Source organism: Advenella sp. EE-W14 (assembly GCF_012923605.1).
GTDB lineage: Bacteria > Pseudomonadota > Gammaproteobacteria > Burkholderiales > Burkholderiaceae_B > Advenella > Advenella alkanexedens.
In genome coordinates, this window is record NZ_JAAVNG010000012.1 from 204,987 (window position 1) to 227,179 (window position 22,193).

At 51.0% G+C, this 22,193-nt stretch carries 23 protein-coding genes; 13 read left to right on the forward strand and 10 right to left on the reverse strand.

Going from position 1 to position 22,193, the window contains the following annotated elements; genetic code table 11:
• Positions 1 to 7 precede the first annotated feature (7 nt).
• The 4 genes from tilS to cysS are packed head-to-tail and all read right to left on the reverse strand — an operon-like array spanning position 8 to position 4,147.
• On the reverse strand, positions 8 to 1,069 hold the full coding sequence (tilS, locus tag HCX92_RS11930; protein WP_246587363.1) for a tRNA lysidine(34) synthetase TilS: 1,062 nt from the start codon (positions 1,067 to 1,069) through the stop codon (positions 8 to 10).
• Positions 1,050 to 2,006 (reverse strand): acetyl-CoA carboxylase carboxyltransferase subunit alpha, encoded by a 957-nt coding sequence (locus HCX92_RS11935; protein WP_169295187.1) that lies wholly within the window; start codon positions 2,004 to 2,006, stop codon positions 1,050 to 1,052. Before HCX92_RS11935 ends, tilS begins: the two co-directional genes overlap by 20 nt.
• 38 nt (positions 2,007 to 2,044) lie before the next feature.
• Positions 2,045 to 2,686, reverse strand: a complete 642-nt coding sequence (locus tag HCX92_RS11940) for a DNA-3-methyladenine glycosylase (protein ID WP_169295188.1) — start codon at positions 2,684 to 2,686, stop codon at positions 2,045 to 2,047.
• Positions 2,687 to 2,695: 9 nt separating this feature from the next.
• Positions 2,696 to 4,147 (reverse strand): cysteine--tRNA ligase, encoded by a 1,452-nt coding sequence (cysS, locus tag HCX92_RS11945; RefSeq protein ID WP_169295189.1) that lies wholly within the window; start codon positions 4,145 to 4,147, stop codon positions 2,696 to 2,698.
• Positions 4,148 to 4,341: 194 nt separating this feature from the next.
• Here cysS and HCX92_RS11950 point away from each other — a divergent pair, with 194 nt between their 5' ends.
• The 3 genes from HCX92_RS11950 to HCX92_RS11960 all read left to right on the forward strand — a co-directional run bounded on the left by HCX92_RS11950 (position 4,342) and on the right by HCX92_RS11960 (position 6,378).
• Complete coding sequence (locus HCX92_RS11950; RefSeq protein WP_169295190.1) at positions 4,342 to 4,974, forward strand: tetratricopeptide repeat protein; 633 nt, start codon at positions 4,342 to 4,344, stop codon at positions 4,972 to 4,974.
• 119 nt (positions 4,975 to 5,093) lie between these two features.
• The gene (locus HCX92_RS11955) at positions 5,094 to 5,603 is read left to right on the forward strand and encodes a peptidylprolyl isomerase (protein WP_211182384.1); all 510 of its coding nucleotides are present in this window, start codon (positions 5,094 to 5,096) and stop codon (positions 5,601 to 5,603) included.
• Positions 5,596 to 6,378 (forward strand): UDP-2,3-diacylglucosamine diphosphatase, encoded by a 783-nt coding sequence (locus HCX92_RS11960; protein ID WP_169295192.1) that lies wholly within the window; start codon positions 5,596 to 5,598, stop codon positions 6,376 to 6,378. Before HCX92_RS11955 ends, HCX92_RS11960 begins: the two co-directional genes overlap by 8 nt.
• A 21-nt stretch (positions 6,379 to 6,399) precedes the next feature.
• Here the strand turns inward: HCX92_RS11960 and paaG are convergent, their stop codons facing one another.
• From paaG to HCX92_RS11975, 3 genes are read right to left on the reverse strand one after another with little or no spacing between them, the layout of a single operon-like run.
• Positions 6,400 to 7,200, reverse strand: a complete 801-nt coding sequence (gene paaG, locus HCX92_RS11965) for a 2-(1,2-epoxy-1,2-dihydrophenyl)acetyl-CoA isomerase PaaG (protein WP_169295193.1) — start codon at positions 7,198 to 7,200, stop codon at positions 6,400 to 6,402.
• Positions 7,197 to 8,309 carry an acyl-CoA dehydrogenase family protein gene (locus HCX92_RS11970; RefSeq protein WP_169295194.1) on the reverse strand — a complete coding sequence of 371 codons (1,113 nt, stop codon included), beginning with the start codon at positions 8,307 to 8,309 and terminating at the stop codon, positions 7,197 to 7,199. Before HCX92_RS11970 ends, paaG begins: the two co-directional genes overlap by 4 nt.
• Before the next feature lie 48 nt (positions 8,310 to 8,357).
• Entirely contained in the window at positions 8,358 to 9,548 is a 1,191-nt protein-coding gene (locus HCX92_RS11975; protein WP_169295195.1) for an acyl-CoA dehydrogenase family protein, read from the reverse strand.
• 249 nt (positions 9,549 to 9,797) lie between these two features.
• Between HCX92_RS11975 and HCX92_RS11980 the strand changes: the two genes are divergently transcribed.
• From HCX92_RS11980 to HCX92_RS12010, 7 genes are all read left to right on the forward strand, one after another.
• Entirely contained in the window at positions 9,798 to 10,187 is a 390-nt protein-coding gene (locus tag HCX92_RS11980) for a Zn-ribbon domain-containing OB-fold protein (RefSeq protein ID WP_169295196.1), read from the forward strand.
• A gap of 2 nt (positions 10,188 to 10,189) precedes the next feature.
• A complete protein-coding gene (locus tag HCX92_RS11985; RefSeq protein ID WP_169295197.1) occupies positions 10,190 to 11,362 on the forward strand; it encodes a thiolase in 1,173 nt (390 codons plus the stop codon).
• An 84-nt stretch (positions 11,363 to 11,446) separates the two neighbouring features.
• Positions 11,447 to 12,409 (forward strand): tripartite tricarboxylate transporter substrate binding protein, encoded by a 963-nt coding sequence (locus HCX92_RS11990; protein ID WP_169295198.1) that lies wholly within the window; start codon positions 11,447 to 11,449, stop codon positions 12,407 to 12,409.
• Between the two features lie 8 nt (positions 12,410 to 12,417).
• Positions 12,418 to 13,092 (forward strand): 3-oxoacid CoA-transferase subunit A, encoded by a 675-nt coding sequence (locus tag HCX92_RS11995; protein WP_169295199.1) that lies wholly within the window; start codon positions 12,418 to 12,420, stop codon positions 13,090 to 13,092.
• Entirely contained in the window at positions 13,085 to 13,786 is a 702-nt protein-coding gene (locus HCX92_RS12000; RefSeq protein WP_169295200.1) for a 3-oxoacid CoA-transferase subunit B, read from the forward strand. Before HCX92_RS11995 ends, HCX92_RS12000 begins: the two co-directional genes overlap by 8 nt.
• Before the next feature lie 33 nt (positions 13,787 to 13,819).
• Entirely contained in the window at positions 13,820 to 14,812 is a 993-nt protein-coding gene (locus HCX92_RS12005) for a tripartite tricarboxylate transporter substrate binding protein (RefSeq protein WP_169295201.1), read from the forward strand.
• 76 nt (positions 14,813 to 14,888) lie between these two features.
• Positions 14,889 to 15,866, forward strand: coding sequence for a tripartite tricarboxylate transporter substrate binding protein (locus HCX92_RS12010; protein WP_169295202.1), 978 nt, complete (start codon positions 14,889 to 14,891; stop codon positions 15,864 to 15,866).
• Between the two features lie 74 nt (positions 15,867 to 15,940).
• Here the strand turns inward: HCX92_RS12010 and HCX92_RS12015 are convergent, their stop codons facing one another.
• On the reverse strand, positions 15,941 to 16,939 hold the full coding sequence (locus tag HCX92_RS12015; protein ID WP_169295203.1) for a tripartite tricarboxylate transporter substrate binding protein: 999 nt from the start codon (positions 16,937 to 16,939) through the stop codon (positions 15,941 to 15,943).
• A gap of 105 nt (positions 16,940 to 17,044) precedes the next feature.
• Complete coding sequence (locus tag HCX92_RS12020; protein ID WP_169295204.1) at positions 17,045 to 17,953, reverse strand: LysR substrate-binding domain-containing protein; 909 nt, start codon at positions 17,951 to 17,953, stop codon at positions 17,045 to 17,047.
• 155 nt (positions 17,954 to 18,108) lie between these two features.
• Between HCX92_RS12020 and HCX92_RS12025 the strand changes: the two genes are divergently transcribed.
• From HCX92_RS12025 to HCX92_RS12035, 3 genes are read left to right on the forward strand one after another with little or no spacing between them, the layout of a single operon-like run.
• On the forward strand, positions 18,109 to 19,023 hold the full coding sequence (locus HCX92_RS12025) for an SDR family NAD(P)-dependent oxidoreductase (protein ID WP_169295205.1): 915 nt from the start codon (positions 18,109 to 18,111) through the stop codon (positions 19,021 to 19,023).
• Positions 19,024 to 19,050: 27 nt separating this feature from the next.
• Positions 19,051 to 19,908, forward strand: coding sequence for a MaoC/PaaZ C-terminal domain-containing protein (locus HCX92_RS12030; protein ID WP_169295206.1), 858 nt, complete (start codon positions 19,051 to 19,053; stop codon positions 19,906 to 19,908).
• Positions 19,909 to 21,120, forward strand: coding sequence for a CaiB/BaiF CoA-transferase family protein (locus HCX92_RS12035; RefSeq protein WP_169295207.1), 1,212 nt, complete (start codon positions 19,909 to 19,911; stop codon positions 21,118 to 21,120).
• 202 nt (positions 21,121 to 21,322) lie between these two features.
• On the opposite strand, the gene HCX92_RS12040 is transcribed toward HCX92_RS12035, so the two are convergent.
• Positions 21,323 to 22,177 carry an undecaprenyl-diphosphate phosphatase gene (locus HCX92_RS12040; RefSeq protein WP_169295208.1) on the reverse strand — a complete coding sequence of 285 codons (855 nt, stop codon included), beginning with the start codon at positions 22,175 to 22,177 and terminating at the stop codon, positions 21,323 to 21,325.
• Positions 22,178 to 22,193: the final 16 nt, after the last annotated feature.

The following is a 22,193-nucleotide window of genomic DNA, read 5'->3' on the forward strand; positions in this document are numbered from 1 at the left end:
TTTCATTTTAATCCTTTGACTGGCCAGGAACCATGACAACCCGGCCATTAAGCACACGTACCTCATAATTGCCATGTTTTAACCGCAGGTTACGATCAGACCCCATTTGGTGAAGCTGACGCAGCTGCTTTATCCACTCGCCGAGCCGTGCTTCGGTTGGCATGGCGATATTTTGCAGATCAAGCCAATAACGTAGCAAATTAGCTTGTCGATGCTCGGGCAACTCACGCCATTTTCTTAAAGAAAAACTGCGATTATCACTATCGGCATCCAGCATTGCATAATCATATTGCGCCAGATCCTTTAACAACAAGGTGTTTTCCGCCATTAAGCGACTGTGCCGGGCCAGATTTTTACGCCATCCTGGCCAGCGCTCATCAAGCGCGGGCACCAGCATTTCACGCACGGCGGCACGGGTATATTTAGGGTCCAGATTGGTAGGGTCGTGCACGGCCTGCCAGCCGGTTTCCAAGGCAAATTGTTCGGCCGCGTCCAGAATGTTCTGACGACTCACTTCCAGCCAGGGGCGATAAAAATGCAACGCCCCCCTTTGCGTATGTGCACCCATAGCCGCCATCCCCTGCACACCGGCGCCCCGCAACAAACGAAGCAAAACAGTTTCCGTCTGGTCATAAAGATGGTGAGCCAACAAAAAATGACGGATACCGGTTCTGGCCGAAAAGTCCTCATAAGCCCGGTAGCGTGCATTTCTGGCTGCGGCTTCTGTACCCAGGCCTGATGCCGCATCTACCCTGACATATTCAATGCTGCAATCCACCTCTAGCATTTTAGCCAGCGCCCGCGTATGCAAGACCCATTGATCGGCAATCGCCTGCAAACCATGGTGTACGTGCACCCCCTGAACCTTTACCTGATATTGGCGGGCAATATGTGCGGCATAAACCAGCAACATGGCCGAATCGGGCCCGCCACTGACGCCCACCGCCACTACCGGTATGTGCTGGCGTTTGGCCATACGAAAAAAGGCATGCAGAGGGGGCGATAAAAAAGCGTCTTTAAGAAAAGACGCTTTTGACTGACCGGGCTGTTTATTCTTGAATCCGGCCATATGACAACAAACGTTCCAGGCGCTTATTAATGAGTTCCTGGGGATCTACATTGGCAACCTGACGCAATGCCTCGCTTAAGGCACGACGCAGGGTTCGTGACATGGCAGTGACATCACGGTGCGCCCCCCCCACGGGCTCGGGCACAATCCGGTCGATCAGGCCCAGTTCAAGCAAACGGTTGGCCGTGATGGACAGGGCCTCGGCGGCAACAGGAGCCTTATCAGCACTGCGCCATAAAATGGATGCACAACCTTCGGGAGAAATAACACTATAGGTGGAATACTGCAGCATTTGCACCACATCACCCACGGCAATGGCCAAAGCACCGCCTGAACCGCCCTCACCAATAATAGTGGCAATAATAGGCACTTTCAGTTCGGCCATGGCATACAGGTTATGTCCAATGGCCTCTGACTGACCACGTTCTTCGGCATCAATACCGGGATAAGCACCCGGGGTATCCACAAAAGTAAAAACAGGCAAATTGAATTTTTCAGCCAGACGCATCAAACGCAATGCCTTGCGATAGCCCTCAGGACGCGGCATGCCAAAGTTACGCCTTGCCCGCTCTTTGGTGTCACGCCCTTTCTGGTGACCGATCACCATGCAGGCTTCGCCATTAAAACGTGCCAAACCACCCACAATGGCCTGGTCATCCTTGAACATGCGATCACCATGCAGTTCATGAAAATCGGTAAAGATTTCACGGATATAGTCAAACGTATAAGGGCGTTGTGGATGACGTGCCACCATGGCCGTCTGCCAAGGGGTGAGCTTGGCATAAATATTAGTGGTCAGCGCTTCGCTTTTTTGCTGCAAACGTCCAATTTCTTCAGAAATATCTACAGCTGAATCTGAAGAGACATGACGCAGTTGTTCAATTTTCTGCTCAAGCTCGGCAATGGGTTTTTCAAAGTCTAAAAAAGTAAATTTCATGGTTTTTGATTTTAATATGAATCTGGCTGGAAGTGGGCTTATTCGGCAACGGATTCCTGGCTACGCCATAAATACCAGGTTGCCACTGTTCGCCAGGGTTGCCACGTTTGCGCCACCTCTCTGGCTTCATAGCGGGATACCGGCTCTCCGCTAAAGTAATGCATTGAGATTGCTTTTAACAGCCTTGGGTCATCCAAAGGTAAAACATCCGGCCTATGCAGGTTGAATATTAAAAACATTTCTGCCGTCCAGCGACCTATGCCACGAATGCTGCACAGCTCATCAACAATTTCCTCATCGCTCATTTTAGACCATTTTGCCGGATGCACCTTCTTTTCATTGAAGTGCATGGCTAAATCCAGAATGTACTCCGATTTTCTTTTTGCCAGACCGGCAGCCCGAAGCTGCTCGACATCATATTCCAAAACCTTGGCCGGTGCAGGACGACTGCCGCACAAGGCGGTAAATTTTTTCCAGGTCGCTTCAGCGGTATTGACAGATACCTGTTGGCCCACAATGGCACGCGCCAATGTAACAAAAGGCGTTTTATTGCTGGCCAGCCAGACTCCGTCATGATCGGGAATGATCTTGCGCAAAATGCGATCCCGTTTCATTAAATAGTTAACCGCCTCATCCCAGTAATCAGGTTTGCAGGCCTGCCCGGGTATTGCTTGTGTCATTTTTTGCCCCTATACCCTGCGCCATTGTGTGAGTCCGCCCGGTTTATCTTCCAGTTCCACGCCAGCTTCTTTAAGCGTGTTACGAATCTGGTCGGCCAGGGCAAAGTCCTTGTCTTTTTTGGCCTGCAGGCGTTGTTCAACCATGGCGTTGATCTGGTCTTCACCAAGCACGTCAATATCGGCTGACCCAGGATTTTTACGGGTATAGCGGGTTACCGAACGCAGATAGGTTTCAGGATCATGTGACAACAAACCCAGAACGCCCCCCAATGCCTTGATCTGACCCGCCAGCTCTTTGGACTTCAGGCGATTGGCCTCGGTGGCCATTTCAAACAGCACAGAAACCGCCACTGCCGTATTGAAGTCATCATCCATGGCAGCCTTGAAAGCGGCTGCGTAACTGGAAGACCAGTCTATACCTGCTTCCTGCACGCCCACATTGTTCAGCGTCTGGTAAATGCGATCAATGGCAGCCTGGGCATCGAACAGGTTATCAGGCGTAAAGTTTTGCGGACTGCGGTAATGATTGCGCACAATAAAAAAGCGCAACATTTCGGCTTCACGCAAATTCCACTCGTAATCCGCCGACTCGCTGGCCTCTTCCCGGACACCCACGGTTTGACGAATGGTACGGAAATTGCCCAAAGACTTCGACATTTTGTCGTTATCCACCATTAAAGGACCGCAATGCATCCAGAAATTGGCCAGATTGCCGCCATAAGCACCTTCGGTCTGGGCTATCTCATTTTCATGGTGAGGAAATTTCAGGTCGGGACCACCCCCATGGATATCCAGGGGCAAGCCCAGCAATTCTTTACTCATGGCCGAGCATTCAATATGCCAGCCTGGACGTCCGAACCCATAAGGCGATGCCCATTTGGAGTCATCGGGTTCATCTTCCTTGGCTGATTTCCACAGGACAAAATCAAGCGGATCCTGCTTGCTGGAGGAAACCGCCACCCGCTCACCCGCGCGCATATCGTCCAGTGAACGGCCTGACAATTTGCCATAACCGTCAAATTTACGGACAGCAAAATTGACATCACCATCATCAGATTGATAGGCCAGACCCTTGTCTTGCAAACGCTGGATGATTTCAAGCATGCCTGGCACGTGCAAAGTGGCACGAGGCTCGTGATCGGGCGACTGGACACCCAGGGCCCGCTCATCGGCATGCATGGCATCGGTATAAAAACCGGTCACTTCAGCCAGGGTTTTATTGGTGGCCACCGCTTTGCGAATGATTTTATCGTCAATATCCGTAATGTTACGCACATAGGTAACTTCGTATCCCTTTTCCCGCAACCAGCGCTGCACGACATCAAAGCTGACCAGCATCCGGGCATGCCCCAGATGGCAATAGTCATACACCGTCATCCCGCATACATACATGCGCACCTTATTGGGTTCAACCGTCCTGAACGGCTCTTTCGTACGGGATAAAGAGTTATAGATATGCATAGAAAAAAGAAACAGAAAATCATCCGGCAAACATGACGGATGCAGTTAATCGAAGAATTTAATCAGGTTCAGTGAGAGTTTAATACGTTCTAATCTGAACTGAGGCTAAAATACGCAATAACGGAAGTATAGCAATTCCATCTGCATATCTGCACCTGGTTTAATTTATGGATCAATTATTTTTTGGATGATCAGTGAGACAACGATTAATTTTTTTCAAATGGGCCGGTATCGCTGCAATTTCACTCTTCATGCATGGGGCAATTGCACAGGAACCCTCGGCCATCAAACCCGATGGTGGCTGGCAGGCGCTGGCCGATGTGCTGAAAAAGCTTGAACCCTCGGTTGACACCTCGCTTCCTGAAACACCGGTGCAGGCCAGCCTTCGCATCAACCAACTCATTGCCAGCGGAAAATTCCAGCAGGCCCTGAATGAAATTGAAAAAAAACAGCCAACGGTTTCTTATATGGAACAACCCGGCACCGATGTGCAGCTGCGTTTCTTGCGCGCGCGTGCCCTGACCGGTCTTGGAAGAACCACCGAGGCCATTAACGTTTACCTGGACATGACCGGCAAATATCCTGAGCTTGCCGAGCCCTGGAACAATATGGCCACCCTGCAACTGCAAGCGGGTTTACTGGATCAGGCTTATCAATCCCTGAAAATGGCCGTTGGCATCAACCCCAAATATGGTATCGCCCATCGCAACCTGGGGCTGGTTCAGCTCATCATGGCCAACCACTCTTTTGACCAGGCCGTACAAAACGGGGTTGCCGGTGCCGCGAAACAGGCCGCGGCAACCAAACAAATCATCAACGGAAACTAAGCATGCATTTATTTTCCAGGGCAAGCCTGCTTGCCCGTTCACTAGTATTGCTCAGTGGGCTGGCAATTATGCCTGTTTCACTGGCTGCTGAAACCTCACTATCAACAAAGGAATCAACAATGAGCACACTACCCCGTGTCAAACTGGAAACCAATCACGGCGATATCGTTATTGAACTGAATACCGAAAAAGCCCCCGTGACTGCCGAAAACTTTCTGGGCTATGTCAAGGAAGGCTTTTATGACAACGTTATTTTTCACCGCGTCATTAAAAACTTCATGATCCAGGGCGGTGGCATGCAACCGGGCATGAAAGAGAAAAACACCCGTGACCCCATCAAAAACGAAGCCGACAACGGTCTGAAAAACGACAAATACACCATTGCCATGGCACGCACCCAAGACCCTCATTCTGCCTCGGCCCAGTTTTTCATCAACTCCCGTGATAACGACTTCCTGAATTTCACCGCTCCCACCACCCAAGGCTGGGGCTATGCCGTTTTCGGTAAAGTCGTGGAAGGCACTGAAGTCGTTGACCAGATTGAAAACGTGAAAACCGGCAACCGTGGTTTCCACCAGGACGTCCCTGTCGATGACGTGGTTATCCAGAAAGCCAGCATCGTTGAATAAACTTTCGCTTGACGGAACCCTCTGGCTCGCCTCGGATATTCATCTGGGCGAGCATATTCCCAGGACCAGACAGGCTTTTTATGCTTTCCTGGACAGTGCGCGGGCCCAGGCCAATGCACTGATACTGGTCGGGGATATTTTTGATTTCTGGGCCGGTGACGACATCGCCCTGAAATCACCCGAGCCCTGGCTGCAAGAGGCCCTTGGCCAACTCGAAAAAACAGCCACCCGGATTCCCCTGTATTTAATGCATGGCAACCGCGATTTTCTTATCCGGCACAAACTGGCCCAACAGATAAACGCGACCCTCCTGGCAGACATGGTTGTCATAGAATCGGCAGCCGGCCCTATCCGTCTCAGTCACGGAGATGAATACTGTACCGATGACCCGGGCTACCTACGATTCAGAAAAATCGTGCACAACCGCTTTATCCAGGCCACATTCCTTGCCCTACCCCGCCGTTTGCGTCATCGTATAGCCAACCACATTCGCAACAAAAGCAAAAACTCGCATCAATATAAAAACAACGCCATGATGGACGTCTCTGCTGCCGCGATAGAACAGGCCTTCCTTGAAAACACCCAGGTTCATACCCTGATCCATGGCCACACCCATAAGCCGGGCCATCACACAAGCACACTTCATGGCAACATAGTTGAACGCTGGGTGTTGCCCGACTGGGAATATGACCGCGAACCGGTTCGCGGTGGCTATATAGAGATAAAAAAAAACGGTGTTTGTTTACACCGCTTTGACTGGCCTGCCAGCCCCTAAGGTCGGGGCAATGAACAAAGACTAGGTGCCCCGAAACACAGGAGGCCGTTTTTCAAGAAAAGCCACGGAACCCTCCCGATAATCTTCGGTTGCTCCCATTTCCCGCTGCAATTCGGTTTCCAGGTCAAGCTGCTGTTCCAGTGAGTTTTCACTGCTGGCATAAATCGCCTGTTTGGTGGCTGCCAAAGCTTTGGTGGCCCCACTCAACAGGGTTTGATGCATTTGCGCAATTTCATCCTGCAAGGACTCATCTGGAATGCATTTCCAGATCATTCCCCACGCCTGGGCCTGTTCGGCAGAAATCGGCTGGGCCAGCATGGAAGCGGCCATGGCGCGTTGCGTACCAATAAGACGCGGCAGGAAGTGGGTTGAGCCGGCATCGGGAATCAAACCGATTTTGGCAAACGCCTGAATGAATTTGGCTGATTGTACGGCATAAATAATATCACAGGCCAATACCAGGCTAAACCCGGCACCCGCCGCTACCCCATTGACAAAACACACCACGGGTACTGGCAAGGCACGCAAACGCAAAACCAGTGGCTTGTAATTATTCTCAAGGCTTTCACCCAAATCACGCACTTCACCCGGTTGCAGGGGCTTACGCTCACTTAAATCCTGACCGGCACAAAACCCCCGCCCGGCACCGGTCAAAATAACGCCTCGCAAATCCACCCGGGACTCCAGCAGGGAAAGGACATCCTTAAGCTCATCATGCATTTTTGCCGTAAAACTGTTCAAGCGCTCGGGACGGTTAAGGGTAATGTAAGCCACGCCTTCGCGATAAGCAAACAGAATGGTTTCATATAATTTGGCAATCATTCCAGGGCCTCCAGCTGTTTCAGATGATATTGGGTATCACCCAGTAAATAATCAATAAATATCAGACGTTTGAAATAATCGCCCACCTCAAGCTCATGGGTCATGCCCATACCGCCATGCAACTGCACGGCACTCTCACCAATAAAACGACCGGCCATCGCCACCTTGATCTTGGCCGAAGACAGCATGCGACGCTTTTTATCCTGGTCAGGCTCACCTGCCCCGGCCGCTGCCACATAGGCCATGGACAAGGCCACTTCTTTCTGGATGTACATATCAGCCAGACGGTGTTGCAGCACCTGGAACTGGGCCAGTGGTTTGCCAAATTGCTGACGGGTTTTAAGATACTCAACCGTGATCTGCAACAGATGATCCATGGCACCGGCGGCATGAGCACACAAGGCAACAATACCGTCATCCAGCCCCTGGTTCAGCAATTGCAAGGCAGCCTCACCGTTTGCCAGCAAAGCAGATTCATCAAGCCGCACGCCAGCAAAATCCACATTGCCACAACGGCTGCCATCCATGGTGGGGTAGTCGTTAATGACAATCCCTTCCACGCCTGCAGGCACAACCAGCAAAGCCAGTTCATTATTGAGCAAAGCGCTCACGACAAATGCATGGGCAGCACCGGCATGCCATACTGCCTGCTTCTGCCCAGACAACACCAACTGGCCATCCTGGAGGACGACCTGTGTGTCAATGTTTGCCAGATTGTCGCTACGCTGGCTTTCCTGATACGCCAGGCTGAAAATGGTTTGTCCACTGGCAATCGCACTCAAGTATTGCTGCTTGAGCGCTTCGTGATCGCTGTTGGCCAGAATTCTGGCACAAATAACCGCGCTGGGCACAACCGGCTCGGAAACCAGACCACGCCCCAATTCCTGATGAATGGCCAGCAAGGAAGACGCAGACTCACCAAAACCGTCATACTCGGCCGGTACGCTCAGACCCAGCACCCCCAGCTCGGCCAGGGTGTTCCAGCTGTTGCTGTCCAGTTCATTGTTCTGCTGGCGCTGGCGCCGTTTTTCAAAACTCCAATCTTCTTTAACTACCCTGCCCAGGCTTTCCGCCAGCATTTGCTGTTCTTGACTATATGCAAAATCCATTATTTTCTCCAAAATCCCTTAGTTCTTTGTTCTACGTTCAACAACCCTTCATACATCCAGAATCTGCTTGGCAATAATGGATTTCTGAACTTCTGTCGTACCACCGTAAATCGTGGTTTTGCGCATATCAAAATAATTGGCCGATGCGGCTGCCGCAAACGGGTGTCCCGGTCCAAACACATCCTCTCCGGCTTCCAGCCAGGACGGGCTATAAGGCCAGCTGTTCAAGCCCATGACTTCAAGCTGCAGGCGTGCCAGATCCTGCTGGATTTCCGAACCACGGATTTTCAGGACGGACGCCTGTGGGCCCGGACCTTGCGTACTGTCTGCCGCCACGCGCAACAACATCATTTCAAGGGAAAGAATATCCGCCTCAATCAGGGAAATCCGGTCTTTCATGCGAACATCCTGGTTGGCCGGCTTGCCATTCCACTGTACTTCAGCGGCCAGGTTTTTAAGGATCTGCAACTCGCGATAACATAAACCGATACCGGCAATACCGGTACGCTCATGACCCAGCAGATATTTGGCATAAGTCCAGCCTTCGTTTTCGTTACCCACCAGGTTTTCATAAGGCACTTTGACATTTTCCAGCCAAACCTCATTCACGTCATGGCCGCCATCCAGCGTTTTAATGGGGCGCACCGTCACGCCAGGCTGTCGCATATCAATCAACAGCATGGAAATACCGCGTTGTGGCTTGGCATCAGGATCGGTACGAACCAGGCAGAACATCCAGTCGGCATACTGACCAAGCGTGGTCCAGGTTTTTTGCCCGTTCACCACATAACCTTCAGGGGTTTTCTCGGCACGGGTTTTCAGTGAAGCCAGGTCAGAGCCCGAACCCGGTTCGGAATAACCCTGGCACCACCAATCTTCAATTCTTAACATGCGAGGCAAAAAGCGCTGCTGCATTTCAGGACTGGCATATTTCATCAAGACAGGACCAATCATGCTTAGGCCAAACGGCAGCAGGCGAGGGGCCCCACCCTTAAAGCTTTCAATTTCAAAAATCAGTTTTTGCAATGCACTCCAGCCGGTCCCACCGAACTCGACCGGCCAGCTGGGTGCACCCCAACCATGATCATCCAGCACACGATGCCAACGGATGTAATCATTGTTATCCAGCCTTTGGTGTTTGAACACCTTGTCTTTAATGTCCTGGGGCAAGGACGTTGCCACAAACTGCCTGACCTCTTCCCGAAATGCAATATCTTCCTGCGTTAAATTCAGATCCATAATGTCCTCCATTTTTTAATTCATGCTATGACACTACAAAAAACAGGGTTTCACAATTTACTTTTTTGGAACCCCCCATTCAAGAAAGGCTGAAGCGAAAAACATATCAGTATCCCGTCGTATTAGTAGAAACCATAATTAAATCCGTCTTAAGACAGACTTCATAAAAACAAGATTGTCTTAAATTTCATATAGAGGAATACTGTAGCCCACTATGAATACGTTTATTATCACTTTACGAGAATTTTCATGACGCAAAATAAATCTCTAAGCGTGGGTGCCGAAAAGCATTACCACGATCAACTTGCCCAGGGAAACTTCCTGATTCAACGCTGCAGCGATTGCAGCAAAAGTATTTTCTTTCCACGCATGGTCTGCCCAAACTGTGGTTCGGATGAACTTGAATGGTACGCACCCTCAGGTAAGGGAACCGTTTACTCCACCACTGTTATCCGCCGCAAACCGGACGCAGGTGGTGACTATAACGTTGCCCTGATCGACCTGGATGAAGGTCCGCGCATGATGGCGCATGTGGAAGGCATTGCACCCGATGAGGTGAAAATCGGCCAGAAAGTCCAGGCAGGCATTCGCCAGTCTGGCGACCAGAACATCGTTATTTTCACACCAGCAGGAGCATAAAAATGATTGACAAAAAACTAAGGGGTGCTGCCGCTGTTGTCGGTGTAGGGCAAGCAGGTCTGGGTATGGCAACCGGTTACACCGAAATGGAAATCCTGATCCAGGCGGCCAAGCGTGCCGTTGATGATGCAGGCCTGACCATGCAGGATATTGATGGCATTGCCACCGCCAGCGTAGCTTCCACCATGTGGGTCATGCCGGTTATCGAACACCTGGGTATTCGTCCCACCTTTATTGACAGCACCATGATTGGCGGCTCCAGCTTTGTAGCTCATTTAATGCCGGCGATCCAGGCACTGGAATCCGGTCAATGCAATGCCGTACTGGTCTGCTATGGCAGCACACAGCGCACCTCTACGCTTAGCCGCAGCGCCATCGGCAATATGCGCAAGCAAATGGATCCACAGCCTTATGAAAATCCGTACAACCCGCTGAGTCCGCTCAGCTCCTACGCTTTGGCTGCAGCACGTCACATGCATCAGTACGGCACCACCCGTGAAAACCTGGCTGAAGTGGCCGTTGCAGCACGTAAATGGGCACAAATGAACCCGGAAGCCACCATGCGTGATCCACTCACGATTGAAGACGTCCTGTCCTCAAAAATGGTTTCCGACCCACTCACCGTTCGTGACTGCTGTCTGGTCACCGATGGAGCCGGTGCATTCGTGCTGGTACGTGCCGACCGCGCCAAAAACATGAAACAAAAACCAGTGTATGTCCTGGGTAACTCAACCGCCTGCTGGAACCGCCAGATTTCCTCCATGCAAGACCTGACCGTTACCGCGGCACAACAATCAGGCAAGATCGCCTTTGAAATGGCCGGCGTAAAACCGTCTGATATTGATGTGGTCGAAGTATATGACGCCTTTACCATTAACACGATCCTGTTCCTGGAAGACCTGGGTTTCTGCAAAAAAGGCGAAGGCGGTGCATTCGTGAGCAATGGCAATATTGCCCCAGGCGGCATCTTGCCAGTCAACACCAACGGCGGTGGCCTGTCCTGCGTTCACCCCGGCATGTATGGCATTTTCATCCTGATCGAAGCAGTACGTCAATTGCGTGGCAGCTGTGGCGAGCGCCAGGTGAACGGTGCTCAACTGGCAGTTGTCCATGGCAATGGCGGTACGCTGTCAAGCCAGTCAACCGCTATTCTGGGCACCGCTGAAACACTTTAAGTGTTAATAAAAAACTTAAATTCACCCAACCGGCCCTTTCCAGAAAAGGGCCGGCAAACCCATAACCATAAGACCGGAGACATTATGAAACGTATTAAATCAGTACTGGCCCTTTCGCTTGGCATTTTGTTCAGCACCTCTGCCATGGCTGAATGGCCAGAACAAAATATCACGATTATTGTGCCCGCCGCGCCTGGTGGTACCACGGATATTGCGGCCCGTATCCTCAGTGAAAAAATGGGCAAGGAACTGGGTCAAAGCGTTGTGGTTGAAAACAAGGCGGGTGCCGCTGGCATTATCGGTACCCAGGCACTGGTACGATCCAAACCCGATGGTTATACCTTGATCATGGGTAACATTGGCCCCAATGCCATTAACTACAGCCTGTACGATTCACTTCCCTATAAAAAAGAAGATTTCGCCCCCATCTCCCTGGTTATTTCAGTACCCAATGTACTGGTTGTCAATGAGCAAACACCTGTCAATACGGTTGACGAACTGATCAAGTACGTTTCCGAGAACAAGCAGCACCAAACGTTTGGTTCATCTGGCAAAGGCCAGTCTCCGCATATGTCGGCAGAAATGTTCATGCAACGCGCCAACCTGAAAGCCGAGCATATTCCCTATAAAGGCGCTGGCCCTGCCGTCAGCGCCCTGCTTGGCAATCAATACACCTTCATGATTGACAACCTGCCCAGCTCACTGCCTTCCATCAAGTCTGGCAAGTTCAAGGCACTGGCAGTGACCAGCGATGAACGGGTTGCCGAACTGCCCGACGTGCCCACCATGAAAGAAGCCGGTATTGACAACATGGTGGTGACCGCATGGTTTGGCCTGCTGGCACCGGCCGGCACCCCCGATGATGTGGTTAACAAGCTTCATAAAGCCGCCAAAAATGCCCTGGAAAGCGAGGACGTAAAAGCCCGTTTTGCCGCCATGGGCGGCCAGCCGGGTGGCAACACGCCCGCAGAGTTTGCCAAATTCATTGAAGACCAGCAAGCCTTGTGGGCCGATACCGTTAAAGCGGCCAATCTGAAAATGGACTAACACTTAGCATGATCAATAAAATCGTTTCATCCCATCTTGAAGCGCTGGAACAAATCCCCAACGGTGCCTCCGTCATCGTTGGCGGTTTTGGGGATGCCGGCATTCCTTTCGAGCTGCTGGCCAGCCTTCAGAAGATCGGCACCAAAGACCTGACGATCATCAGCAATAACGCGGGTACCCGCGAAATCGGCATAGCCGGCCTGATCAAAAACGGACAGGTTCGCAAGATCATCTGTTCGCACCCACGCCCGCCTTTATCGGATGTGTTTGCCCAAGCCTACCGTGCCGGCAAAGTGGAGCTTGAATGCATGCCCCAAGGCACACTGGCCGAGCGCCTGCGCGCAGCCGGTGCCGGTCTGGGCCCCTTCTTTACACCCACCGGTTATGGCACCCGTGTTGCCGAAGGCAAAGAACAACGTGTTGTTGATGGCGTAGGCTATATTCTTGAACAACCCCTGCACGGTGATTTCGCCCTGATCAAAGCCCATTTGGGGGATCGCTGGGGGAACCTGACTTATCGCTGGGCCGCCCGCAATTTCAATCCCGTTATGAGTACGGCAGCCAAAAACACGATCGCCCAGGTTGACCGGATTGTAGAACTGGGGGAAATTCACCCCGAACACGTCATGACACCTGGTATTTTTGTCAAATCAATTGTTCTGGCAGGAGCTGGCAATGTCTAGTATTACTTCATTGAACCGGGCCCAGATTGCCAAACTTGTCGCCCAAACCCTGCCCGATGGCGTCTACGTGAACCTGGGCATTGGCATGCCAACCCTGGTTGCCGATTATCTGCCCGAAGACCGGGAAATCATTCTTCACAGCGAAAACGGCATTTTAGGGATGGGTCGCACGGCCATTGATCATGAAATTGATTACGACATCATCAATGCCAGCCGCACACCCATCACGCTTCTGGAAGGCGCTTCCATCACCGAGCACACCAATTCTTTTGCCATGATGCGAGGCGGTCACCTGGACTATTCCATTCTGGGTGGCTTTCAGGTAGCCGTAAACGGAGACCTGGCCAACTGGATTACCGATGCACCTGATGCCATCGCAGCCATTGGCGGTGCCATGGACCTGGCTGTTGGCGCCAAAAATGTCATTGTCATGCTGGATCATACCACCCGGGACGGACAGCCCAAATTGCTGAATGCCTGCACTTATCCGCTTACCGGTATCAGCGTGGTTGATTGGGTCTATACCGACTTGGCCGTGATTGAAGTGAAAGACAATGCCTTTCACGTACATGCCATGGTAGACGGTTTAAGCCTTGAAGACCTGCAGGCAAAAACCGAAGGCAAGCTGGTGGCGGAAACACCACCCAAAAAAATCCTTCTGGACAAGAACCAGCAACCTTATTACAGCAACTAAGCGGTTCCAAAAAATAAATCGAGGAGACATAAAATGAAAGCATCAAAAACGATCGTTGCAAAATTATTGGCAGGCATGGGAACCGTATTATTTTGTGGCGGATTGACGGTTGCCCACGCACAAGCCGACAATTTCCCAACCAAGCCAGTCACCTTGCTTATTCCTTACCCTCCTGGTGGCAGTGCCGACATGCTGGCTCGCCCGGTTGCCGCGCAAATGCAAAAAGCCCTGGGCCAGCCCATTGTGATTGAATACAAGCCGGGTGCTGGCGGCAGCATTGCCACTTCCCAACTGGCAAGATCAAAGCCTGATGGTTATACCGTCCTGATGGTACTGGCTGCGCATGCCATCAATCCAAGCATGTACGCCTCATTGCCTTACAACACTGAAGAGGATTTTGCACCGGTATCCCTGTTGGCCACCCTGCCCATGCTTGTTGCTGCGCCCCACAAGACACCGGCTAACAATATCAGTGAACTCATCGACTACGCCAAAAAGAATCCGGGGGCCCTTACCTTTGCCTCGGCAGGCAATGGCAACACCAGCCACCTGGCCGCAGAACTGTTCAAGGCAGCCACCGACACCGATATGATTCATGTTCCTTACAAGGGCAGTGGCCCGGCAGTCGTCGCCTTGTTGGGCGGGGAAGTCTCCCTGATGTTTGACAGCATTTCCACTTCCATGCCACACGTTAAAAGCGGCAAGCTAAAAAGCCTGGCCGTAACCGGGAAAAACCGTTCAAACGTATTGCCCGATGTCCCTACCGTTAGCGAATCTGGCCTGCCCGACTTTACGGTTGACGGCTGGTACGGAATTATTGCCCCGGCCAAAACACCTGATGCGATTGTCGAGAAACTGAACAAGGCATTTGTTGATGCGGCCAATGATCCTGAAATTAAAAAACAACTCAACAGTTACGGCTACGAAATCACCGGTTCAACACCGGATGAATTTAAACAACATATCAGCAGCGAAATCCAGAAATGGAAAGTGGCCGTTGAAAAATCAGGTGCCAAAGTTCAATAACTTTTGGCACATCTAAAATTTTAATTTTGAACTTTTTTAAGGCATTTGCCTTAAGATTGTATCTTCTGGAGACCCTATGTTAGTCAAGAAACTATTGGTGGCAGCAACTGCCCTTACTGCCCTGTCCGCTTCAATGTCTGCCTTTGCGGCAGAATGGCCGGATCGTCCCATCAAACTGCTGGTTGGTTATGCGGCAGGCGGACCGGTTGATACCGCAGCCCGTTCATTTGCGAAATTCCTGTCCGATGAACTCAAGCAATCCGTCGTGATTGAAAACAAAACCGGTGCCAGTGGCATGATTGCCGCCGAAACCGTCATTCGTTCCAAACCCGATGGCTATACCCTGTATTTTATTGCCAGCCCTACCCCCACCATCACGCCACATATCCAGAAATCAGCCAACCTCAATCTTGACAAAGACTTTACCTATATTGGCAATATTGTTGACTACACCAACGTTCTGGTCGCCAACAAGGACCTGCCCATCAAATCCGTCAAGGAACTGGTTGAATACGCCAAGGCCAACCCCAACGCCATTTCTTTCGGTTCTGCCGGTATTGGTTCTTCCAACCAGCTGTCTGCCGAGTTAATGAAGCAAAAAACGGGTACGGAAATGCTGCATGTACCTTACCGCGGCAATGCCCCCGCCATGGTTGACGTGATGAGCGGCAAGATTTCTTTCATGTTTGACATTAGCGGCACCGCCATTTCTTATATCAACGGCGATAAAGTCCGCCCGCTGGCCGTCACATCAGCCACTCGCAACAAGGCACTGCCCGATGTACCGACCATGATCGAAGCCGGTATTGAAGACTATGCCGTAACCGGATGGTATGCCCTGGTTGGCCCCGCAGGCTTGCCGGAAAATGTTGTAAAGCGTCTTGAAGTGGCCCTGCAAAACATTGACCAAAACCCCGAGTTTGACAAACTGATGGAAACCGGTGGCTACACCCGAACATTCAGTAACGGCGCTGACCTGAAAGCCAAAGTGGATCGTGAGTACAAGCTTTGGGAAGCAGTGATTGAGAAAGCGGGTATCCAGCCAAATCAATAATCCGGCGAACCTGTTCCATATAAAAAAATCCGGCCATATGGCCGGATTTTTTATCGGGTGGCAAAACTCAAACTTTAACCCTGAACTTTAATGTTGGCATTCTGGATCGTATCGCGCCACTTCTTGATTTCAACATCCAGGAACTGGCCAAACTCTTCAGGCGTTGTAGGCATGGGCTCAGAGCCGGAACCGTTCATTTTTTCAATAATCTCGGGCGTATTCAGGCTTTCATTCATGTCTGCATTCAGCTTTTTAATAACATCAGCCGGTGTGCCTTTGGGGGCAAACAGACCACTCCAGGAATAAGCCTCATAGCCAGGCAAACCGGATTCAGCAATGGTGGGGACATCAGGTGCCAAGGCAGAGCGCTCTTTATTGCCCACACCCAACGGGATCACCTTACCGCTTTTAATAAAGGGCAAGGCAGAAGTGGCATCGGCAAACATTAACTGTACCTGCCCACCCACCAGATCCTGTACCGCAGGTGCACTGCCTTTGTAAGGAATGTGCTGCAACTGGACATCCGCCATACTGGCAAACAATTCGCCTGCCAGGTGCGTACCGCCACCCGTACCTGATGAACTGTAAGAAATGGTATTGGGCTTTTCTTTGGCCAGGTCAATCAATTCCTGGACCGACTTCACATTCAGCGAAGGATGGGCCACCAGAATTAACGGAAAACGCGCAACACCCCCGACAGGCTCAAAATCTTTCTGGGCATCGTAACCCAGATTGTCGTTCAGACTGGGCAAAATGGCATGATGAATAGCTGTAAAGAAATAGTTGTAACCATCGGGTTTGGCCTTGGCGGAATATCGGGCACCCACAATACCACCTGCTCCCGCCTTGTTATCAATCACGATGGGCTGCTTCCATTTATCATTCAAGGGTGCAGTCACAATGCGGGCTGCCGTATCAACCGGACCGCCTGGTGCAAATGGCACCACAAAATTAACCGCCTGCTCTGGCCACTTGTCGGCATCCGCCCAACTGGCGCCAAAAGGCAAACCTGACACCACTACGGCTGCCAATGTTTTAATAACTGCTCTGCGATGTTTGAATAAGACCGGCATGATTAACGTCTCCTTTATTTACTTAACCGCCAATTATGCCGTTTCTTTTTATCTTTTAACCCTTTTCTTTTTAAAAGACATCCCTCATGAAATTGAAAGCCATGCTTATTGCCGCTTGATGTTACCGGCAATTTTCATCACGTGTTCGATGAACTTCTCGGCAAAGGCAGGAATATCCTTGCCCCCCGGGCGACAGATGAAGCGCTCGCGATTGGCCCAATCATTGCTGATGCGCACAATATTCAAACGCTCTGACTTGCTGTAATTACGGGCACATTCTATAGGCACGATTGCCAGGCCAATCTTGGCGTCAACCATGCGGCAGACCGTTTCAAAACTCCCCACATACACACGCTGATGAATGCGCTTGCCCAATTTGTATGCTTTTTCTTCCAGGAATGACTGAATGACGCTTTCTGGGTGAATCCCGACAAACTGATATTTTTCGATCAAATCCTCAAACCTGATTTCTTCAACATCTTTTAATTCATGTTCAAGATCGGTAATAACCACCAGTTCGTCCTTGAAAAGGGGAACAATATCCAACCCATCCAGATTGATGCTGCCAGATGCAATACCCAAGTCGGCAGACCCGGCCCGAATGGCGGAAACGATGTCTTTGGTCAGTTTTTCTTCCAACTCGATATCAACATCGGGGTTTTCAAGCAGGAAAGAAGAAAGGGCTTCAGATAAAAAAGAATGGGTGGCAGTCATGTTGGCAAGAATTCTCAGCTTGCCTTTGATGCCGGTTGAAAAAGGCTGCAGTTCGGAATGCAGACAATCGAGCTGCTGAAAAACCCCTTTGGCATATTTAAGCAGGATCTCACCAGCGGGGGTCATTTTTACCCCGGTCACCTGACGGATCAATAATCGCACCTTCAACGACTCTTCAAGATTCTTGATTCGAGCACTGGCCGCTGGTAAAGAAAGAAAGGTCTTTTCGGCAGCACGGGTCAGATTCGATGTCTCACCAATATTGATAAATAATTTTAAATCCGTTAAATCGTAGCGCATCTTAAATAAATTGAAAGGGGGTAGTTAAAAAATATGAATAAGTAAAATTCATTTTATGGCCTACTATACTCCAACCATATGTGTAAACCATGAACACATCGTGTTTTTATGGTTGCATTCTTATTTATATCCTAAAAAAACCTCGGAGATCAAAAATGAGCGGAATTGCAGAAGGAAAAGTAGTTGTTGTAACCGGTGCCGGTGGCGGTATTGGCCGTGATATTGCCCTGGCTTATGCCAAAGCAGGTGCCAAAGTTGTCGTTAATGACATTGGCGTTTCCCTGACCGGTGAAGGCGGTGGCGACGGCCCGGCCAAAACAGTTGCTGATGAAATCATCAAGGCCGGTGGTCAGGCAGTTCCCAACCTGGATAGCGTTGCCAGCTACGAAGGTGCCAACAATATCATCCAGACCGCGATTGACAGTTTCGGCAAAATTGACATTATCGTGAATAACGCCGGTAACCTGCGTGACCGTCTGTTCCACAAAATGAGCGAAGAAGAGTGGCGCCAGGTGATTGATGTTCACCTGCATGGTTCATTCTTCGTCAGCCGTGCCGCTGCGCCTTACTTCCGCGAACAGGAATCCGGTGCTTTCGTACACATGACCTCTACTTCCGGCCTGATCGGCAACTTTGGCCAGTCCAACTACTCTGCCGCCAAAATGGGCATTGTTGGCCTATCCAAGTCTATTGCGCTTGACATGGCCCGCTACAACGTACGTTCAAACTGTATTGCTCCGTTTGCCTGGAGCCGCATGACCAGCTCCATTCCAGCCGAAACACCCGAAGAAAAAGCACGCGTTGCAAAATTGCAAAAAATGGAAGCCAATAAAATCGCGCCAATGGCCGTTTATCTGGGCAGTGACGCCGCTTCTGAAGTAACCGGCCAGATCTTTGGTGTACGTGCCAACGAAATCATGCTGTTCAGCCAGCCTCGTCCTATCCGTTCAGTTCACATGTCTACCGGCTGGACCCCTGAACTGATTGCCGAAGTGGCCGCACCTGCACTGAAAGGCAGCTTCTTCAAACTTGAGCGCTCTCCCGAAGTCATCAACTGGGATCCTATTTAATTCCTGTTGATCAACAAGGAGACAAGAATGGCTTTAGACTATAACCTTATTAAAAACTGGACTTTCCCCGATGTCGTGCAGGAATATACCGTTAAAGACAGTATCCTGTACGCGCTGGGCATTGGCCTGGGGCAAAACCCTCTTGATGAAAACCAGCTTCAGTTCGTTTACGAAAAAAACATCAAGGCCTTCCCCACCATGGCGGTTGTTCTGGGTTACCCCGGCTTCTGGATGCAAGATCCGGCCGCCGGCATTACCTGGGTAAAACTGGTTCACGGCGAGCAACGCACCACGATTCATCAACCGCTGCCTGCCAGCGGAAAAATCACCGGTAAAATCAGGGTATCCCACGTAATTGACAAGGGTGCCGACAAAGGCGCCCTGGTGATTACCGAGCGCAAGCTTTACGATGAGGCAGGTACCTTGCTGGCCACCATCGAACAAACCACCTTCTGCCGTGCAGATGGTGGCTTTGGTGTTAGTGATGAACCGCCCCCAGCCCTGCCCAAGGTCCCCGATACGGCACCGGATCAGGTCTGTGAATTACCCATCCTGCCGCAGGCGGCCATTTTGTATCGTCTCAATGCCGACCCGAATCCCCTGCATATCGATCCGGCCGTTGCCAGTGCAGCTGGTTATCCACAACCCATTTTGCACGGCCTGTGCACCTATGGCGTAGCGGCTCATGCTATCATGAAGACCTTCTGCGACTATGATCCTGCGCGTCTGGTTCGTTTTGATACCCGTTTTTCAGCACCTGTTTATCCGGGTGAAACGCTGGTATGTGAAATGTGGAAACGCAATGAGCACGAAATCCAGTTCCAGGCTAAAGTCAAAGAAAGAAATATTATTGTATTAAGCAATGGCTTTGCCGAGATTAAATAAATGACTAAACGTGGATTACCATTAGAAGGCATCAAGGTGCTTGACCTGTCGCGTGTGCTGGCAGGCCCCTGGTGCTCACAAAACCTGGCCGACCTGGGTGCCGATATCATCAAGGTTGAACGCCCCGAAACGGGCGACGATACCCGTGCCTGGGGGCCTCCATACCTGAAAGATGCGCAAGGTAACGACACCAGTGAAGCGGCCTACTATTTAAGTGCCAACCGCAACAAGCGCTCTATCGCCATAGATATTGCCAGTGAAGAAGGCAGCAATCTGGTTCGTGAACTGGCCAAATCATGCGATATTCTGGTTGAAAACTTCAAGGTCGGTGGCCTGAAAAAATACGGCCTTGATTACGATAGCATCAAGGAAATCAACCCCAGGCTGATTTATTGCTCCATTACCGGCTTTGGCCAGACTGGCCCCATGGCCAAGGAGCCCGGCTATGATTTCATCATCCAGGGAATGGGCGGCCTGATGAGCATTACCGGTGAACGCGACGACTTGCCTGGCGGTGGCCCGCAAAAGGCAGGCGTGGCGGTTACCGATCTCATGACGGGTATGTATGCCACTATTGGTATCCTGGGCGCCTTGCAAGAACGCAACAAAAGCGGGCTTGGCCAGCACATTGATGTTGCCTTGCTGGACTGCCATATTGCCATGCTGGCCAACCAGAACCTGAACTACATGACCTCGGGTGTTGCCCCCAAACGGGCAGGTAATGCTCACCAGAACGTCGTGCCCTATCAGGTTTTCGCTTCCAGCGACGGGCATTTGATTGTCGCTGTCGGCAACGACCGTCAATTTGCAGCATACAGCAAAGCCATTGGCCGCCCTGATCTGGCAGAAAATCCGGATTACACAACCAATAGCAGTCGCCTGAAAAACCGCAAGGAATTGATTGCCATTCTGGAGCCCATCATGCGTACCGATACCCGGGACAATTGGCTGGACAAACTGAAAGCGGCAGGCGTGCCTTGTGGCCCTATCAATACCATTGACCAGGTTTTTGAAATGCCACAAGTCAAGGCAAGAAATATCTGGAAAACGGTTGAGCACCCGATTGCCGGAGTTGCGCCTACCACGGCCAACCCGATTAACTATTCAGCAACGCCCATTCAATATCGCATGGCCCCGCCTTTATTGGGGGAGCATACTGAAGAAATCCTGCGCGAATTCAATCTGGATAAGCAGTATAAGCTGAACAAATAATCGCCCTTCTGCTGGTTCCCACGCTCCCGCGTACTCGTTCCCACGCTCCCGCGTGGGAATGCAAACCGGAGCGGTTCCCACGCGGAAGCGTGGGAACCAGAAAGCGTGGAAACCAGAAAAAAATCCCCCTGAAACCAGGTTTCAGGGGGATTTTTTCACTGCCGCTTCCTTATTAACAGAACCCCGGGAGTCGCAGAGAACCTTAAGCGGCTGCCGACCACACCCAGAGGCCGACAATCAGGCCCAGCACAATACGATACCAGCCAAACGGCCGATAAGAATAAACGCTGATAAACTTAAGCAAAGCACGAACCAGCAACAGGGCACTGACAAAAGCTGCGATAAAACCGATCACCACGGCCAGCATATTGCTGTCGCTAAGCTCGCCACCGTATTTATACATACTTAAGACCGTTGCTCCCAGCATGGTAGGCATGGCCAGGAAAAATGAAAACTCGGTCGCGGTTTTACGGTGTATGCCCGCCATCATGCCGGCAATAATCGTGGCACCGGAACGGGACGTACCGGGAATCATGGCCAGGCACTGGGCAAAACCCACCACCAGCGCCTGTTTCCAGGTAATATCTTCCAGACGTTTCACCTTGGCATTTTGAGCATCAGAATCGGCTGGTGCATGCTTGGCCATATCGGGGCGGCGTTCAACCCACAACATCAGAATACCACCCAGTACCAGGGTAAAGGCATAAACAATAAACTTGCCATCAAGCAGCTGGGCAATCTGCTTGATCAGAATAAGCCCAATAACCGCAGCCGGCAAAAATGCGAGGATCAGGTTACGCGTAAACAGCAGCTCGGTACGGTCACCGGTAAACGTACCCCGTATGACCTGCCACAGACGAAACCTGAAAATCCACATAACCGCCAGAATGGAACCCAGCTGAATGACAATCTCATAAACCTTGAAATCACCCGAATCAAAGTTGATCCAGTCACCAAGAATTAACAAATGCGCCGTACTTGAAATAGGCAAAAACTCGGTCAGGCCTTCCACCACACCCAGGAAGGCCGCCTTCAGTAAATAAATAAACTGTTCCATTCACGTTTTCTTGGCG